This window comes from Streptomyces sporangiiformans, assembly GCF_005768555.2.
GTDB lineage: Bacteria > Actinomycetota > Actinomycetes > Streptomycetales > Streptomycetaceae > Streptomyces > Streptomyces sporangiiformans.
Window position 1 is genome coordinate 66,952 of sequence record NZ_VCHX02000101.1, and the last position, 13,638, is coordinate 80,589.

The following is a 13,638-nucleotide window of genomic DNA, read 5'->3' on the forward strand; positions in this document are numbered from 1 at the left end:
GGGGAACGGTGAGCGGATCGGCCAGGCCGAAGCGGAGGCGGGCGGCGGGGGCCGCGTTGCGGTACGAGCACGCGCGGGGGCGGCCGGCCCGGCCTCGGACGCCGCGCCGCCTCGGTGACATCCTGCGTGGCGCCGCCCGCGTGGTCGCGATCCTCGTCGGTGTGACCGCCGTGGCCGCCGTGTTCGCGTTGGGCCCACTCGCCTGGGCCGGCGAGCTGTGGCGCGAGGTGGCTCCGGACTGGCCCGGTGAGGGCTACGGCTTCGCGGTGACCGTCGGCGCGGTGCTGCCCGTGGCGCTGGCGTTGATGATGCGCCCGCTGTGGCGCATGGGTGAGCATTGGAGGCGGCACAAGGCCCGCGCGCTGCTCTTCGCCGGCGCGGCCCTTCCGGGCACGGCCGTGTCCCTGATGGCGGGGGCCGTCGCCATGCAGTCGATCCGCCCCAAGCGCAGCCATCGCCACGGCTACTGCTCGTCTGCGGGTGAGTACTGCTGGATCAGCACGCACTATCCCTATGTATGGCTGGTCGGCCTGGCCGGGACGGTGATGAGCACGCTGCTGCTCATCTCGCTGTACCAGGCGTACGAGAAGCGACGCGACGGCAAGACGCCGGCGGAGCCTTCGCCCGCTTGACCTTCGCCTGCTGACCTTCGATTCGGGAGCCTGTTCCAGATGGTGTGGATTCCGCCGGGCCTCATGCCCGCGGGCGCGTTCAGAGCGCTGCAGATCGGGGGCGGGCTCGTGTCCTCGGTCTGTGGGCTCTGGTTGGCGGTCGTGATGCCGTGGGGCCGGTTCACGGTGATGGGGCTCGTTCTGGTGGCGCTCGGCGCGACGGTGTTGCGGCAGTGGTGGACGGGGAGGGACGCGTGAGCGGGTCGGCCAGGCCGAAGCGGAGGCGGGCGGCGGGGACCGCGTTGCGGTACGAGCGGGTGCGGGGGCGGGTGGACGTGTCGCCGTCTCCTGAGCGGCAGCCGAGGGTGAAGTGGGATGCGGTTCTTCGGTGGCTGGTCGTCGGCACCGTCACCGCGGAGATCTGCGGGCTCTGTCTCGTGGCGATCTTCTGGGGGCAGGGGTTCGTCTGGGGCGACATCGCTCTCGCCTGGCCCGGAGGCCCGTACGCCATGGCCGCGACCACCGGGCTCCTGGTCGCCGTGGCCGTCGCCGCTCTGGTCGGCACGCTGACCCGGGTGACGTGGCCGGAGAACAAGGTCCGCTCACTCAAGTGGATCGCCGCCTCGCTGCCCGGTCACGCCCTGGCCGCTGTGCTCGCCCTCGTGCTGTTCACGGCGATGCAGCCCAAGAGGCGTGATCGCGGCCCCGAGTGCTACAGCGAGGGCGGTCCCTGCTGGCTCCGCGAGGAGTATCCCTATGTCTGGGCCATCATCTGGGCCGCGGCGCTGCTGGCGGGCGCGGCCGTGCTCGGCGTGCGCTTCCTGCGCCGTCGGCGGAGGGACGCCGAAGCAGGGGCCGACGCCTCGGGCCAGACGGCTACTTGACCTTGTTCATCCGCGCCACCGGGTCTCCCGCCTCCGAGTTGTCCGTCTCGTACCTCAGGTCGCCCCCGACGGGAGTCAGCCGTACCTCGTGGCGTCCCGCCGTGCACACGGCGTCGTCGGATTTCTCGGCGACGCTGGTGGCGACGAGTTGCTTGGGGGTGGCCTTCTTCAGAATGAGTACGGCGTCGCAGTGGCCGCCGATCAGGTCGGTCTGGCGGAACGTGCCGAACTCTTCGCCCACGGCGGCCTGGCGGACGGTGACGCGGAAGGTGCCCATGGGGAGGGTGCCCTTGAGGGCGACGCCGTCGCCCTCCCAGGTGCCGAGGTAGGACTGGGGGACGGTGGGCTCACCGGCGGCCGGATCGTCGCTGCTCGAGGAGGCGCTGGTGCTCGGCCTCGTCGCCGTGTCGTCGCTCGCCTCCGGCCCGTTCGAACCTCCGCCCGGCAGCAGGTCGAACATGAAAGCCGAGCCGATCGTCACCGTCGCCAAGGCCCCCGCGACCGCCAGCGCCACCGTGCAACTCAGCCTCCGCCCACGACCATTGGCCCCCGGGACGGAGGTCGCCGCCACGCTGACCGACAGCTTCCCGGGCGCGGGAGCGGGAGCGGAACCAGAATCCGAAACGGAACCAGAATCCGAAGCGGGAGCGGAGTCAGAAACGGGAGCAGGAGCAGAGCCGGGGCCCGATCCCGCCGCTGGGCCGTCGGCCTCACGAGGCTCCGGGACGTACGTCGGCGCGTACGAGGGGTCCGGTGGCCCGAAGACCCCCACCGGAGCAGACCCGTCGACCGCCGCGTCCCCGGTCACCGCGGGACTGCTGAACCCCACCACCCCAGAAGGCGCCGCCTCCCCCGTCCCCGCCGCCCCCACCGCCTCAAGGTTCAGCAACTGCACGGCACTTCGGCTGACCTGCTCGACCAACGGCCCCGGCAGCCACCCCGCCGCCACCAGCCGGGCCGCCCCCTCCGGCGCGAGCCGCGCGGCGAGCGCGGTCGGGGACGGGCGCCCGTCCGGGTCCTTGGAGAGGCAGTCCGCGACCACGTCCCGCAACTCCCCTGCCAGGGAATCCAGTTCGGGCTCCTCGTGGACGACCTTGTAGAGCAGGGCGGCGGAGGAGTCGCCGCGGAAGGGGGGCTCCCCCGTGGCCGCGTACGCCAGTACCGCGCCCAGCGAGAAGACGTCAGCCGCGCCCGTGACGCCCTTGCCGAGGATCTGCTCGGGGGACATGTAGCCGGGGGAGCCGATGGAGACGCCGGTCGAGGTGAGGGACGCCGTGCCGTCGCTCGCGCGGGCGATGCCGAAGTCGATGAGCAGCGGGCCGTCGAGGGTCAGGAGGACGTTCGAGGGCTTGACGTCACGGTGTACGAGCCCCAGGCCGTGCACCGCGGTCAGCGCCTCCGCGAGGCCCGCGCCGAGGACCCGTACGGAATGTTCCGGCAGCGGACCCGCGTCGGCGACCGCCGCGGTGAGCGAGGGGCCGGCCGCGTACGCGGTCGCCACCCAGGGCACCGACGCGTCGGGGTCGGCGTCGAGCACCGGCGCCGTGTACGCGCCGCCCACCCGTCGCGCCGCCTCGACCTCGCGGCGGAAACGCGCACGGAACTCCTCGTCGAGCGCGAAGTGCGGATGCACGATCTTGACCGCGACGGTACGCCCGCCCGCGCTGCGGCCCAGATAGACCCGGCCCATCCCGCCCGAGCCGAGCCGGCCGAGCAGCCGGTAGGGCCCCACGACGGTGGGTTCGCCGACTTCGAGCGGCTGCATGGCGTTGTGCCTCCCCCGGACGCGCTCCACTCCCCCAGCAGAGTAGTGCCGTACGCCCGCCCTCCCTATGACGGCGCCAGCAGATCCACCTTCACATCCGCCGGGAAGCCGGTCGTCGGCCCCACGCGCCGTGCGAACTCCCTGACGGCCTCCAACTGCGGGCCGCCGAACCGGAAGTCGAGCGTCGTGAAGTAGCGCTCCAGGACGCTCTGGTCGAAGGCCTCCCAACGCGCCGCCTGCTCGGCCACCTTGGCGACCTCCTCCAGGGAGAGATCCCTGGAGGCGAGGAACGCCTCGTGGACCTTGCGCGTGAGGACCGGCTCGCGCTCCAGGTACTCGCGCCGGGCCGCCCAGACCGCGAAGACGAACGGCAGTCCCGTCCACTCCTTCCACAGCGCGCCCAGGTCGTGCACGGCGAGGCTGTACTGCGGCCCGTCGTGCAGATTGGCGCGCAGGGCCGCGTCCCCGATGAGGACGGCGGCTTCGGCCTCCTGCATCATCAGCGCGAGGTCGGGCGGGCAGGTGTAGTACGAGGGCCGTACGCCGAACCGCTCGGCCAGCAGCAGCTGCGCGAGCCGTACGGACGTGCGCGAGGTCGAGCCGAGAGCGACCCTGGCGCCGTCCAGGTCCTCCAGCGGGACCTGGGAGACGATCACGCACGACATCACCGGGCCGTCGCAGCCGACGGCGATGTCGGGGAAGGCGACCAGTTCGTCGGCGTGCTTGAGGAACTCGACGAGCGTGATGGGCCCGATGTCGAGGTCGCCCTGCACCAGCCGCTCGCTGAGCTTCTCCGGGGTGTCCTTGGTGAGCTCGAAGTCGAGAAGCGTTCCCGTGCGTGCGAGCCCCCAGTACAGAGGCAGGCAGTTCAGGAACTGGATGTGGCCGACGCGCGGCCGGGTGCGAGAATTGTCCACATCGCGAGGCTAGCCCCCATGCGGTACGGTGCAGGCTTCAGGGTCGCGGAGTGGTGAAGCGGATTTCCGGAAACCTCCTCGACCTCCTGTGTCAAGCCTCGCGACACCGCGACGTCAACCCATCCGGTGACCTGTTCAAACTTCCGGGTGACGTGATCTTGCCCTCTATTGCTTTCGGCTGCCTGCGTGCTAGGCTCGCCGCAAGTTGCAGTTTGGTTTCCCTTGCAGTACAGAGCCTGCGGAGCATGTGACCGCAGGCTCTCGTCGTTTTCAGACGAATGCAGTTGTTTACACAATCGCTGGTTCTGGAGCAGGGCAACCCTTTGGGCCCAAGGAGGGCTTATGGCTACCGGAACCGTGAAGTGGTTCAACGCCGAAAAGGGCTTTGGCTTCATCGCCCAGGAAGGCGGAGGCCCCGACGTCTTCGTCCACTACTCCGCGATCAACGCGAGCGGTTTCCGCTCCCTGGAAGAGAACCAGGCGGTCACGTTCGACGTGACGCAGGGCCCGAAGGGCCCGCAGGCGGAGAACGTCACTCCCGTCTGAGTCCGAGCCTTAGGCTCGCCTTCGTGAGCCCAATGCTCTGATGCCTGATCCGGAACAGATGCAGTACCCAAGGAGCCCCGGCACCGTCTGATGCCGGGGCTCCTGCCTTTCCTGTCACCGAATACGGATTGCCGATCCCTGTCCCGATCCCCGGGACCCCGGTCCCGGTCCCGGTCCCGGTCCCAGGTCCCGGGTTCCCCGATCCCTAGATGTGCTGCATGACCAGGACGAACGTCGTCCCCGGCGACAGCGCCTCATATCTGTGCGGTACGTCGCCCCGGTACGACACGTAGTCACCGGCCCCGAGCTCGACCGTCTCCCCGCGCGGCCCTGCCTCCAGCCGCCCCGTACTGACGACGATGTGCTCGACCGTCCCCGGAATGTGCGGCTCCGACTCTCGCGCCGCCCCGGGCTCCACCCGCAGGTGATAGATGTCCCGCCGTGCGCCCGGCGGGCTCGCCGAGAGCAGCGTCGCCACGTAACTCGCCTGCTCGGAGTGGACCGTCGGTCCCTCCCCCGCGCGGATGACCTGGACCGCCGGGGCGGGTGGCTCGACGAGCGCGCTGAACGGTACGCCGAGCGCGACACCCAGCGCCCACAACGTCTCCATGCTCGGATTGCCGGACGCCGCCTCCAGCTGGGAGAGCGTGGACTTCGCGATACCGGCGCGTTTGGCCAGCTCGGAGAGGGAGAGGCCGGCGCGGGTCCGTTCACGCCGCAAGGATGCGGCGACCCAGTCGAGGGGGAGGCGGGACGGGGGGTGAGGCGGGCGGTGAGACGGAGAGGGGTCGCCGTCGGGCATGTCTACGGGCCTTCTCTGTTGGTGTGGCACAGGTCTTGTTCGGTGGGCGTTCGGCGGGCGTTCGGCGAGCGTTCGGCGTGGAGGACCGATCGTTCGCCTTGACGAACAGCGATCCTCCTGTCCATTCTAGAAAACATGCGTTCGCTGCTCCGAACACCCACCGTCCCTCCGGAACTCCTGCGGGACGTGGCTCTCGTCTGCCTCGCCAGCGGTGTCGTCGGTCTCTCGTTCGGTGCGATCGCCGTAGCCGGCGGGCTGCCCGTCTGGGTGCCCGTGGTGATGTCCCTCGTCGTGTACGCGGGCTCCGCCCAGTTCAGCACGGTGGGCGTACTGCTGGCCGGGGGCGGGCCGGTCGCGGCGGCGGCCACGGGGCTGCTGCTCAACACCCGCACCGCCGCCTTCAGTCTCGCCGTGGCCGACGTACTCGGCCGGGGGCGTTTCTCGCGACTCGTCGGCGCACACCTCGTCACCGACGAGACGGTCGCCTTCGCCCTCGCCCAGCCCGATCCGGAGCGGCGGCGGGCCGCCTACTGGATCTCCGGGCTCGGTCTGTACGTGGTGTGGAACGTGTGCGTGCTGGTCGGGGCTCTGGCCGGGAGCGCGATCGGGGACACGGGGACGTACGGGCTGGACGCGGCGTTCCCGGCGGTGCTGGTCGCGCTCGTCCTGCCCGCGCTGCGGGAGGGCCCCTCGGGGGTACGGCGTGCCGCGGTGACCGGGGCCGTGGTGGCGCTGGCGGTGGCGCCGTTCGTGCCCGCCGGGGTGCCGGTGCTGCTGGCGCTGGCCGGGCTGCTCACGCCGATGCCCGGCAGGACCTCATGAACCCGACCGCAGCCGCGATCGTCGCGCTCGCGGCGGGTACGTACGCCTTCCGGCTGGTCGGCCCGGTGCTGCATGGACGGGTCGAACTCCCGGGCAGGGTTCAGGAGCTGCTGTCCTCCGGGGCCCTGGTGCTGCTGGTCGCCCTGCTGGCGACGGGCGCGCTGATGGAGGCGCAGGGGTTCGCCGGGTGGGCGCGGCCGGCCGGGGTCCTGGTGGGCGGGGTACTGGCGTGGCGCCGGGCTCCGTTCGTGATCGTCGTGCTGGCCGCGGCCGCGACGACGGCTTCGCTACGGGCGGCCGGGGTGGCCTGAGCCCAGGACGGTCGACGCTCGGTGGACGGCCGTGAGGAAGCGCTGGAAGAAGCTGACGTCAGTGCCGGTCACGCGGTGGCCGGCACATGGTCTATCGCGCGTACAGCTCCTCGATCTGCCCCGCGAAATCCTTCATGATCGCTTCCCGTCGCAGCTTCATCGTCGGTGTCAGATGTCCCGCCGCCTCCGTGAAGGTCCCCGGCAGGATGGCGAAGCCTCGTATCGACTCCGGTCGTGAGACGAGCTTGTTGGCCTCGTCGACGGCTCGTTGGAGGACGGCGTGCAGGTCGTCGTCGTCGACGAGGAGTTCCACGGGGACCGCGTGTTTGCGGTTCATCTGGCGCCAGTGGTTGATGCCGTCCGGGTCGAGGGTGAGCAGGGCGCCGACGAACGGCCGGCCGTCGCCCAGGACCATGCACTGGGCGATCAGCGGGTGGGCGCGGAGCCAGTCTTCCAGCGGGGCCGGGGCCACGCTCTTGCCGCCCGCCGTGATCAGGATTTCCTTCTTGCGGCCGGTGATCGTCAGGTAGCCCTCGTCGTCCAGTTCGCCGATGTCACCCGTCGCGAACCAGCCGTCGGGCGCGGCGGGGACGACGCCGCCGGCGTACGGGTCCCAGTAGCCGCGGAAGACGTGCCCGCCGTTCACCAGGATCTCTCCGTCCCCGGCGATACGGACCCGGGTTCCGGGGATGGGCCAGCCCACGGTGCCGAGGCGGGGTTTCAGGGGCGGGGTGACCGTCGCGGCGGCCGTCGACTCCGTGAGGCCGTAGCCCTCGAAGATCTCTATGCCCGCACCCGCGAAGAAGGCGCCCAGGCGTCGTCCCAGCGGGGAGCCGCCGCAGATGGCGTAACGGACGCGGCCGCCCAGGGCCTTGCGGATGCGGCGGTAGACGAGAGGGTCGTAGAGGGTTCGGGCGGCGCGCAGGGAGCGGGACGGGCCCGGGCCGGTGCCGTGCTGCCGGGCCTCGACGGCCTCGCCGTAGGAGCGGGCGATGCGCGCCGCGCGGTCGAAGGACGAGGCGCGGCCCATGCGTTCGGCGGTCGCGCGGCCGGTGTTGAAGACCTTCTCCAGGACGTACGGGATGGCCACGAGGCACGTCGGCTTGAAGGAGGCCAGGTCGGTGAGGAGTTCCGTCGACCCGATACCCGGGGCATGGCCCAGTCTGACGCGTGCGCGCAGGCAGGCGATCGCGATCATGCGGCCGAAGACGTGCGAGAGGGGGAGGAAGAGAAGGATGGACGCCGGCTCGTCGGTGTGCGACCTGAAGGCGGGGTAGAGGAGTTCGATGGCGTTGTCGATCTCGGCGAAGAAGTTGCCGTGGGACAGTGCGCAGCCCTTGGGGCGGCCGGTCGTGCCGGAGGTGTAGATGACCGTGGCGAGGGTGTCGGGACCCAACACCCCGCGCCGAACCGACACTTCCTGGTCGGGGACGTTCCGCCCCAGCTCGGCGAGCCGCTCGACATGGCCCTTCTCGAAGACCCACACATGCCGCAGGTCCGGTATGCGCTCCCGCTCCGGGCCCAGCGCGGCGGCCTGCCCGACACCCTCGACGGCGAGCGCGACGGCCCCGGAGTCCTGGAGGATCCAGCGGGTCTGGAAGACGGACGAGGTCGGATAGATGGGCACCGTGACCAGGCCGGCCGCCCACGCGGCGAAGTCCAGCACCGTCCACTCGTACGTCGTACGCGCCATGATGGCGAGCCGGTCGCCCGGCATCAGCCCCTCGGCGATCAACCCCTTCGCCACGGCCAGCACTTCGTCGGCGAACGCGTTCGCCGTCACGTCCACCCAGTCGCCGTCCGGCCCCTTGCGGCTCAGTACGACGTCGCCGGGCACCGCGCTCGCGTTGTCGAACGGGATGTCCGCGAGGGAACCGTAGGTGACCGGCGCGACGAGGGGCGGCACCGCCGCCTCCCGGACGACTCCGTCCAGGCGCTTGATCTCCGGCTCGACGAGCGCGGGCGCGGGGCTGGAGGCCTTCTTGGGCGACATCGGGCGGCTCCTTGTCGTCATGCCTATGGGGGGTTCGGAGTCGGCATCACGCATCACAAGGGGTGGTCCCCCCACGGGTCCCCATGGGTGCTACGGGGCTGGTCGGGCCGGCGTTCAGTGGGAGTCGACGCATTCAACATACGCGGCCCGACGTCCGCGGGAGGTGTCGGCCAAACCCTCTTCACCAGCGGCGACACCACCCTCCACAACATTCACAGTCGCCGGGGCTCATCTCGACCTACTCCTGACCTATGAGTAAGCTTACTTCTGAGTAAGCTTCATGATCGGGCTGATGCAACCGGGGGTTCGGACCATGGCCGACCAGTGTTCGCGCCGTACGGTCAGCAGGCAGGCGCTCGCCCCTCTTCTCCTTCGGGGCGCCCTCCTCTCCCCCTTCAAACGCCCCCGCCCGGGGGTGGCCGACGGCGCGACCAGGCCGCCCGTCCCGCCGACCCGCCTCGTCCTTCCCGGCGTGCGCATCGACCTCGCCAAGCTCGCCGCGTACGAGCGCGTCTGCGGTTTCGCGGTGGGCGCCGAGGAGCTGCCGGTGACGTATCCGCACGTCCTCGCCTTTCCTCCGATGATGCGGCTGATGAGTGCCCGGGCGTTTCCGCTGCCGCTGCTCGGGCTCGTGCACACGTCCGTGGAGATCAGCCGGCGGAAGGCCCTCGCGGCCACCGGGGAGTACGAACTCACCGTGTTCGTCGAGAGACTGGTTCCGCATCGGCGCGGTACCGAGGCGGTCGTCATGACCGAGGCGCGGGCCGACGGCAGCCGCGTATGGGAGTCGAGGAGTACGTATCTGGCGCGGCACCGGACGCCGCACAACGGCCCGGCACCGGCTGCCGGCGCGCGGGGGCCGCTTCCCGCCGACATCCGCAAGCGGCTTCCGGGGGTTGCCACGTGGCGGCTCGGCGGGGGCCTCGGGCGGCGTTACGGATCCGCGTCCGGGGACCGGAATCCGATCCACCTGCACCCGTTCACGGCCCGGCTCTTCGGCTTCCGCAGGCCCATCGCGCACGGGATGTGGACGGTGGCCCGCTGCCTGGCGGAACACGACCTTCCGGAAGCCGTGCGCGTCAGGGCCGAGCTCAAGGCGCCTGTGCCGCTGCCGGGAACGGTGACGTACGCGGCGGAGGGAGGCGCTTTCGAGGTGCGCGGGGAGGACGGGGAGACCGTGCACCTGAGGGGCGAGGCACTTCCCTCCTTTGAGTCTTCCGTCTGACCCGCCGGAACAGCTACTGCTTCGGCGGCACCCAGGGGCGCCCGTCCATCAGGTTCCCCAGTCCCGCCCAGGCGAAGTTCATCAGGGTCGCCGCGGCCTGCTTGGCCGATACGCCGGGTGTGGCGTTGGCCCAGGCGGCGAGGGACTCGGCGGCCCCGACCAGGGCCTCGGCGAGGCCCGCGACCTCACCCTCGGCGAGCGACGGATCCCGGTGCGCCTCACGGGCGGCGACGACGATCAACTGGGTGACGAACGCGACGAGTTCCTCGCGCATCGCGGTGACCTCGGCCGCGAACGGCTCCCCGTGCGTACGCGCCTGGAGGTGCAGCACCGTCCAGCCGTCCGGGTTCTGCGCGGTGTGCGCGAAGAACGCCCGCAGCCCGTCCCAGAGTTGGCGGTCCGCGGGCAGGTCCGGCTGGACTCCCGCGCGGACGGCGGCCATCAGGGCGGCCGCCTCACGTCGGATGCAGGACGTGAAGAGGTCTTCCTTGGAGTTCAGGTACAGGTACACCAGCGGCTTGGACACTCCCGCCAGATCGGCGATCTCGTCCATCGACGCGGCTCGGTACCCCCGCTGTCCGAAGGTCCGCACGGCGGCGTCGAGCATCTGCTGTTCGCGCACGGCACGCGGCATCCGCTTGTTCTTCACTGCACCCATGCGGGTCAGCTTATGGTCCGCTGCCGACGTGGCCCAGGCTACGAAGGCTGGCTCTGTGCGCCGCGGGCCGCGTCGTCGGCGACGTCCTCCTGGGCGCGGTTGCGCTCCAGGTTGGCCTTCGCCCGGTCCACGCGCTCGACGATCTGGACGGAGGCACGGTCGCGCTCCTTGCGCAGGACCACCAGGCTGATCGGGGCCGAGAGCAGCAGGGCGAGCAGGATGACCCACATGCCGTTGGAGGCGCCGAGGCCGCGCGGGGCGAGGCCCGAGTAGACGAGGCCCCAGACGACCCCGAAGCAGCCCACGAAGATTCCGAGGCGCATCAGTGTGTAGCGGAGCATCTCAATCCACTCTTCCCGTTCCGAAACTTCCCAAAGGCACCGTCCAGTGAAGCACGCCCGGCGTTCGATCTTGCACGGGGGCCTCCGCGGCGAGCCTCGTCGCCCCCTACGGCCTCAGTCGAGGCGTGCGAGAGGCAGCAGCATCGTGATGTCGTCCCGGTCATCGCCCGGCTCGACCCGGATCGCGCCGGGCACCCGGCCGACCTCCTTGTAGCCGCAGGAGCCGTAGAACCGCTCGAGTCCGAGCCCGCCCCGGCACGTGAGCCGTATCGCCTCGATCCCCTCGAACCCGCGGGCCGCCTCCGCCGCTGCCGCCAGCAGATCGCGCCCGTACCCCTTGCCCTGGTGCTTCGGGTGCACCATCACTGTGTAGAGCCACACCCAGTGGGTCATCAGTCGGTGCGTGTTGAAGGAGAAGAAGGCGGTCGCGGCGACGGCGTCGTCCTCGTCCCGGCCGACGAGCAGCCGCATACGGCCCTCGCTCATCGCGGCGAACTGCTTGACGAGTTCCGGGCGGATCGCTTCGCGGGTCACGGGCGGTACGAAGCCGACGGCGCCACCCGCGTTGGAGACGTCGGCCCACAGGTCGAGGACACCGTCGCGCAGGGCGGGGTCGACGGAGGGGTCGAGGGCGAAAGTAAGGGCCATGAGGGGAGGTTACCTATTACCGCTCGCGAGGCTCAAGAGATTTGAACACCGTGATCGCACTGTCTCGGCCTCGGCTTTCGCTTCGAACTCCGCCTCGGTCCCTGCCTCGGGCGTTGCCTCGGCCTGCGCCCCGCCTCAGCTCAGCGCCCGTGCCGCCACCTTCAGGTCGGCGACCAGTCCCTGGTACACCGCCTCGCGGTCGTCGGCGCGCAGGGCGGCGGAGGGGTGGATGGTGGCGACCACACGCGCCGGCCGCCCGTGGATCTCCTCCTCCAGCAGCATCCCGCGCTGCTTCGAGACCCGGAACGAGGGCCCGAGCAGCGCCTTGCCCGCGGTGGCACCGAGCACCACGATCAACTCGGGTTCCACGAGGGCGAGTTCGGCGGCCAGCCAGGGGCCGCAGGCCGTCATCTCGCGCAGGCTCGGCGCTTTGTGGATACGGCGTTTGCCGGGGCCGGAGCGGGTGAACTTGAAGTGTTTGACGGCGTTCGTGACGTACGTCTGCTCGGGGTCGATCCCCGCCTCGGCCAGTGCCCGGTCGAGCAGCCTGCCTGCCGGTCCGACGAACGGTTTCCCCTGCCGGTCCTCCTGATCGCCGGGCTGTTCGCCGACGAGCAGTACTCGGGCGTCGGTGTCGCCCTGGCCGAAGACCGTCTGGGTGGCCTCGCGGTGCAGCGGGCAGCCGCGGCAGTCGGCTGCCGCCTTGCGCAGGGCTTGCAGCCCGCCGCGGCCTGGCACGAAGGGCTCGGCGGTGTACGCGTCCTCCGGGGCCGGGGATGCGTTGGGCGCCTTTGTGCTGGGCATGTGGAGCGAGTACCCGTCCCGGGCGGGGCCTCACATGCGGTCTTCTTCTTTGTGCGCAGTCCGGGCAGGTGGGGGCGGGTTTCCACCACGACCACTCTGGTCGAGGTGAGGCGGTGGGCACCCCATCGGCCGGTGTAGGCCGGGCCGGGGCCACCGCTACGATCGCCACCTGCTGCGAGGAATGGAGCAGGGTTGCCATCGCCTCCAACGAAAAGCTTTCGCACGTGCCGTCGTCCAGATGATGGGGTGGCACGGTGACCAACCACGATGAGGCGGCGACGGTCCGACCGTTGACCCTGGCTTGGGTGAGCCGGCACCTGGAGGTCGGCGAGCGGATCGTCAGAGCCGAGGCGCTGCACGGCGGCATCACTGCCGAAATGCGGCGGCTGACCGTCGGCACGCGGGACGGAGGCACCCGTGACCTGGTGCTGCGGACCTTCGTCGACGTGGAGCACGCCGAGGACTGGCTGAACAGGGAGGCCGGCGCCCTGACCCTGCTCACGGGGACCGGCGTGCCGGCTCCTGGACTGGTCGCGGTTGATCCGACCGCCGCGCATTGCGAGTATCCATCGCTCCTCATGACACATCTGGCGGGCCGGACGGTCCTCGACGATGAGGGATTGGAGACGCGCGTCCCTCTGCTGGCCCGTCAACTCGTGGCGATCCACGCGTTGCGACCCGCCGAGCGGCCCCGGGAGTACGTGGCCTGGACGACCGCCGACACCGTCGTGACTCCGAAGGGCGCCGACGCGGCGGCATGGGCCGCGGCGATCGACGTGATCCGCAAGCCCGCGCCGCCCTATGAAGGGCGATTCCTGCACCGGGACTTCCACCCCGGCAACGTGCTGTTCGACGTGCCGCCCCCAAGGCCGGCAAGTGCCCGGATCACCGGCGTCGTCGACTGGGCGGCTGCCTCCTGGGGCCCGGCGGATCTCGATGTGGCGCACTGCTCCACCAATCTCGCGCTGCTGCACGGCCCGGCGTGGGGTCTGCGGTTCGCTGAGGCGTATGAGGAGGCCGGCGGGGTGCTGGCCGCGGCCGCGAGCGAGCGGCTGTACTGGCGGGTGCGGGACGGGCTGGCGTTCTCAGAAGAAGTGCAGTTGGTGGCGCGGCCGTGGCGGGAGGCGGGGAGGGCGGAGCTGACGACGCGGGCCGTGGAGGAGCGGCTGGATGCCTATGTCACCGCCCTGATGGACGCGCTGGGCTGAGCCAAGGCGGTCCGGGGCATTGGCGGCCTGAACGGCACAGCAAGCCCCGGCGGAGCCGGGGCTTTGCGGGAGTGGGCGGGGTGGGTGGGTGGGGAAGAAAAAG

Annotated in this window: 16 protein-coding genes; 8 read left to right on the plus strand and 8 right to left on the minus strand. The window is 70.9% G+C overall.

Translation table 11 applies throughout. The features are described 5' to 3' along the window. The first annotated feature begins 8 nt into the window (after positions 1–8). The 3 genes from FGD71_RS11865 to FGD71_RS11875 are packed head-to-tail and all read left to right on the plus strand — an operon-like array spanning position 9 to position 1,495. Entirely contained in the window at positions 9–632 is a 624-nt protein-coding gene (locus tag FGD71_RS11865; RefSeq protein ID WP_140935869.1) for a hypothetical protein, read from the plus strand. Positions 633–671: 39 nt separating this feature from the next. Continuing rightward, positions 672–869: a hypothetical protein gene (locus tag FGD71_RS11870; protein WP_119100367.1), complete on the plus strand. Its 198-nt coding sequence runs from the start codon at positions 672–674 to the stop codon at positions 867–869. Continuing rightward, entirely contained in the window at positions 866–1,495 is a 630-nt protein-coding gene (locus FGD71_RS11875) for a hypothetical protein (RefSeq protein WP_140935870.1), read from the plus strand. Before FGD71_RS11870 ends, FGD71_RS11875 begins: the two co-directional genes overlap by 4 nt. Here the strand turns inward: FGD71_RS11875 and FGD71_RS11880 are convergent. Continuing rightward, positions 1,488–3,260 carry a serine/threonine-protein kinase gene (locus FGD71_RS11880; protein ID WP_119100369.1) on the minus strand — a complete coding sequence of 591 codons (1,773 nt, stop codon included), beginning with the start codon at positions 3,258–3,260 and terminating at the stop codon, positions 1,488–1,490. The genes FGD71_RS11875 and FGD71_RS11880 overlap by 8 nt on opposite strands. A 65-nt stretch (positions 3,261–3,325) precedes the next feature. Further along, complete coding sequence (locus tag FGD71_RS11885) at positions 3,326–4,177, minus strand: menaquinone biosynthetic enzyme MqnA/MqnD family protein (protein ID WP_119100370.1); 852 nt, start codon at positions 4,175–4,177, stop codon at positions 3,326–3,328. 342 nt (positions 4,178–4,519) lie between these two features. On the opposite strand from FGD71_RS11885, the gene FGD71_RS11895 reads away from it, so the two are divergent. Next, positions 4,520–4,723, plus strand: coding sequence for a cold-shock protein (locus FGD71_RS11895; protein WP_033319512.1), 204 nt, complete (start codon positions 4,520–4,522; stop codon positions 4,721–4,723). 205 nt (positions 4,724–4,928) lie between these two features. Here FGD71_RS11895 and FGD71_RS11900 read toward each other — a convergent pair whose 3' ends face one another. Continuing rightward, complete coding sequence (locus FGD71_RS11900) at positions 4,929–5,525, minus strand: helix-turn-helix domain-containing protein (RefSeq protein WP_119100372.1); 597 nt, start codon at positions 5,523–5,525, stop codon at positions 4,929–4,931. Between the two features lie 135 nt (positions 5,526–5,660). On the opposite strand from FGD71_RS11900, the gene FGD71_RS11905 reads away from it, so the two are divergent. Beyond that, entirely contained in the window at positions 5,661–6,347 is a 687-nt protein-coding gene (locus tag FGD71_RS11905; RefSeq protein ID WP_119100373.1) for an AzlC family ABC transporter permease, read from the plus strand. Beyond that, positions 6,344–6,658 carry an AzlD domain-containing protein gene (locus tag FGD71_RS11910; RefSeq protein ID WP_119100374.1) on the plus strand — a complete coding sequence of 105 codons (315 nt, stop codon included), beginning with the start codon at positions 6,344–6,346 and terminating at the stop codon, positions 6,656–6,658. The genes FGD71_RS11905 and FGD71_RS11910 overlap by 4 nt, the downstream gene beginning before the upstream one ends. 91 nt (positions 6,659–6,749) lie before the next feature. Here the strand turns inward: FGD71_RS11910 and FGD71_RS11915 are convergent, their stop codons facing one another. Beyond that, the gene (locus tag FGD71_RS11915) at positions 6,750–8,651 is read right to left on the minus strand and encodes an AMP-dependent synthetase/ligase (RefSeq protein WP_119100375.1); all 1,902 of its coding nucleotides are present in this window, start codon (positions 8,649–8,651) and stop codon (positions 6,750–6,752) included. Positions 8,652–8,964: 313 nt separating this feature from the next. Here FGD71_RS11915 and FGD71_RS11920 point away from each other — a divergent pair, with 313 nt between their 5' ends. Beyond that, the gene (locus FGD71_RS11920) at positions 8,965–9,876 is read left to right on the plus strand and encodes a MaoC family dehydratase (protein ID WP_119100389.1); all 912 of its coding nucleotides are present in this window, start codon (positions 8,965–8,967) and stop codon (positions 9,874–9,876) included. Positions 9,877–9,889: 13 nt separating this feature from the next. Here the strand turns inward: FGD71_RS11920 and FGD71_RS11925 are convergent, their stop codons facing one another. The 4 genes from FGD71_RS11925 to FGD71_RS11940 form a co-directional block, all read right to left on the minus strand. Further along, positions 9,890–10,534 carry a TetR/AcrR family transcriptional regulator gene (locus tag FGD71_RS11925; protein WP_119100376.1) on the minus strand — a complete coding sequence of 215 codons (645 nt, stop codon included), beginning with the start codon at positions 10,532–10,534 and terminating at the stop codon, positions 9,890–9,892. A gap of 38 nt (positions 10,535–10,572) precedes the next feature. Continuing rightward, a complete protein-coding gene (locus tag FGD71_RS11930; RefSeq protein WP_119100377.1) occupies positions 10,573–10,875 on the minus strand; it encodes a DUF4229 domain-containing protein in 303 nt (100 codons plus the stop codon). 114 nt (positions 10,876–10,989) lie between these two features. Further along, entirely contained in the window at positions 10,990–11,523 is a 534-nt protein-coding gene (locus tag FGD71_RS11935; protein ID WP_119100378.1) for a GNAT family N-acetyltransferase, read from the minus strand. 135 nt (positions 11,524–11,658) lie between these two features. Further along, entirely contained in the window at positions 11,659–12,327 is a 669-nt protein-coding gene (locus FGD71_RS11940) for a UdgX family uracil-DNA binding protein (RefSeq protein WP_119100379.1), read from the minus strand. A 254-nt stretch (positions 12,328–12,581) separates the two neighbouring features. Here FGD71_RS11940 and FGD71_RS11945 point away from each other — a divergent pair, with 254 nt between their 5' ends. Then, positions 12,582–13,535, plus strand: a complete 954-nt coding sequence (locus tag FGD71_RS11945) for a phosphotransferase family protein (RefSeq protein ID WP_119100380.1) — start codon at positions 12,582–12,584, stop codon at positions 13,533–13,535. Positions 13,536–13,638 lie beyond the last annotated feature (103 nt).

Excerpts from the sequence above, each read along its gene's own strand:
- FGD71_RS11900 (WP_119100372.1), bottom strand. The coding sequence starts at position 5,525 with ATGCCCGACGGCGACCCCTCTCCGTCTCACCGCCCGCCTCACCCCCCG.
- FGD71_RS11935 (WP_119100378.1), bottom strand. The coding sequence starts at position 11,523 with ATGGCCCTTACTTTCGCCCTCGACCCCTCCGTCGACCCCGCCCTGCGC.
- FGD71_RS11930 (WP_119100377.1), bottom strand. The coding sequence starts at position 10,875 with ATGCTCCGCTACACACTGATGCGCCTCGGAATCTTCGTGGGCTGCTTC.
- FGD71_RS11925 (WP_119100376.1), bottom strand. The coding sequence starts at position 10,534 with ATGGGTGCAGTGAAGAACAAGCGGATGCCGCGTGCCGTGCGCGAACAG.
- FGD71_RS11870 (WP_119100367.1), top strand. The coding sequence starts at position 672 with ATGGTGTGGATTCCGCCGGGCCTCATGCCCGCGGGCGCGTTCAGAGCG.
- FGD71_RS11905 (WP_119100373.1), top strand. The coding sequence starts at position 5,661 with ATGCGTTCGCTGCTCCGAACACCCACCGTCCCTCCGGAACTCCTGCGG.
- FGD71_RS11920 (WP_119100389.1), top strand. The coding sequence starts at position 8,965 with ATGGCCGACCAGTGTTCGCGCCGTACGGTCAGCAGGCAGGCGCTCGCC.
- FGD71_RS11880 (WP_119100369.1), bottom strand. The coding sequence starts at position 3,260 with ATGCAGCCGCTCGAAGTCGGCGAACCCACCGTCGTGGGGCCCTACCGG.
- FGD71_RS11910 (WP_119100374.1), top strand. The coding sequence starts at position 6,344 with ATGAACCCGACCGCAGCCGCGATCGTCGCGCTCGCGGCGGGTACGTAC.
- FGD71_RS11895 (WP_033319512.1), top strand. The coding sequence starts at position 4,520 with ATGGCTACCGGAACCGTGAAGTGGTTCAACGCCGAAAAGGGCTTTGGC.
- FGD71_RS11940 (WP_119100379.1), bottom strand. The coding sequence starts at position 12,327 with ATGCCCAGCACAAAGGCGCCCAACGCATCCCCGGCCCCGGAGGACGCG.
- FGD71_RS11915 (WP_119100375.1), bottom strand. The coding sequence starts at position 8,651 with ATGTCGCCCAAGAAGGCCTCCAGCCCCGCGCCCGCGCTCGTCGAGCCG.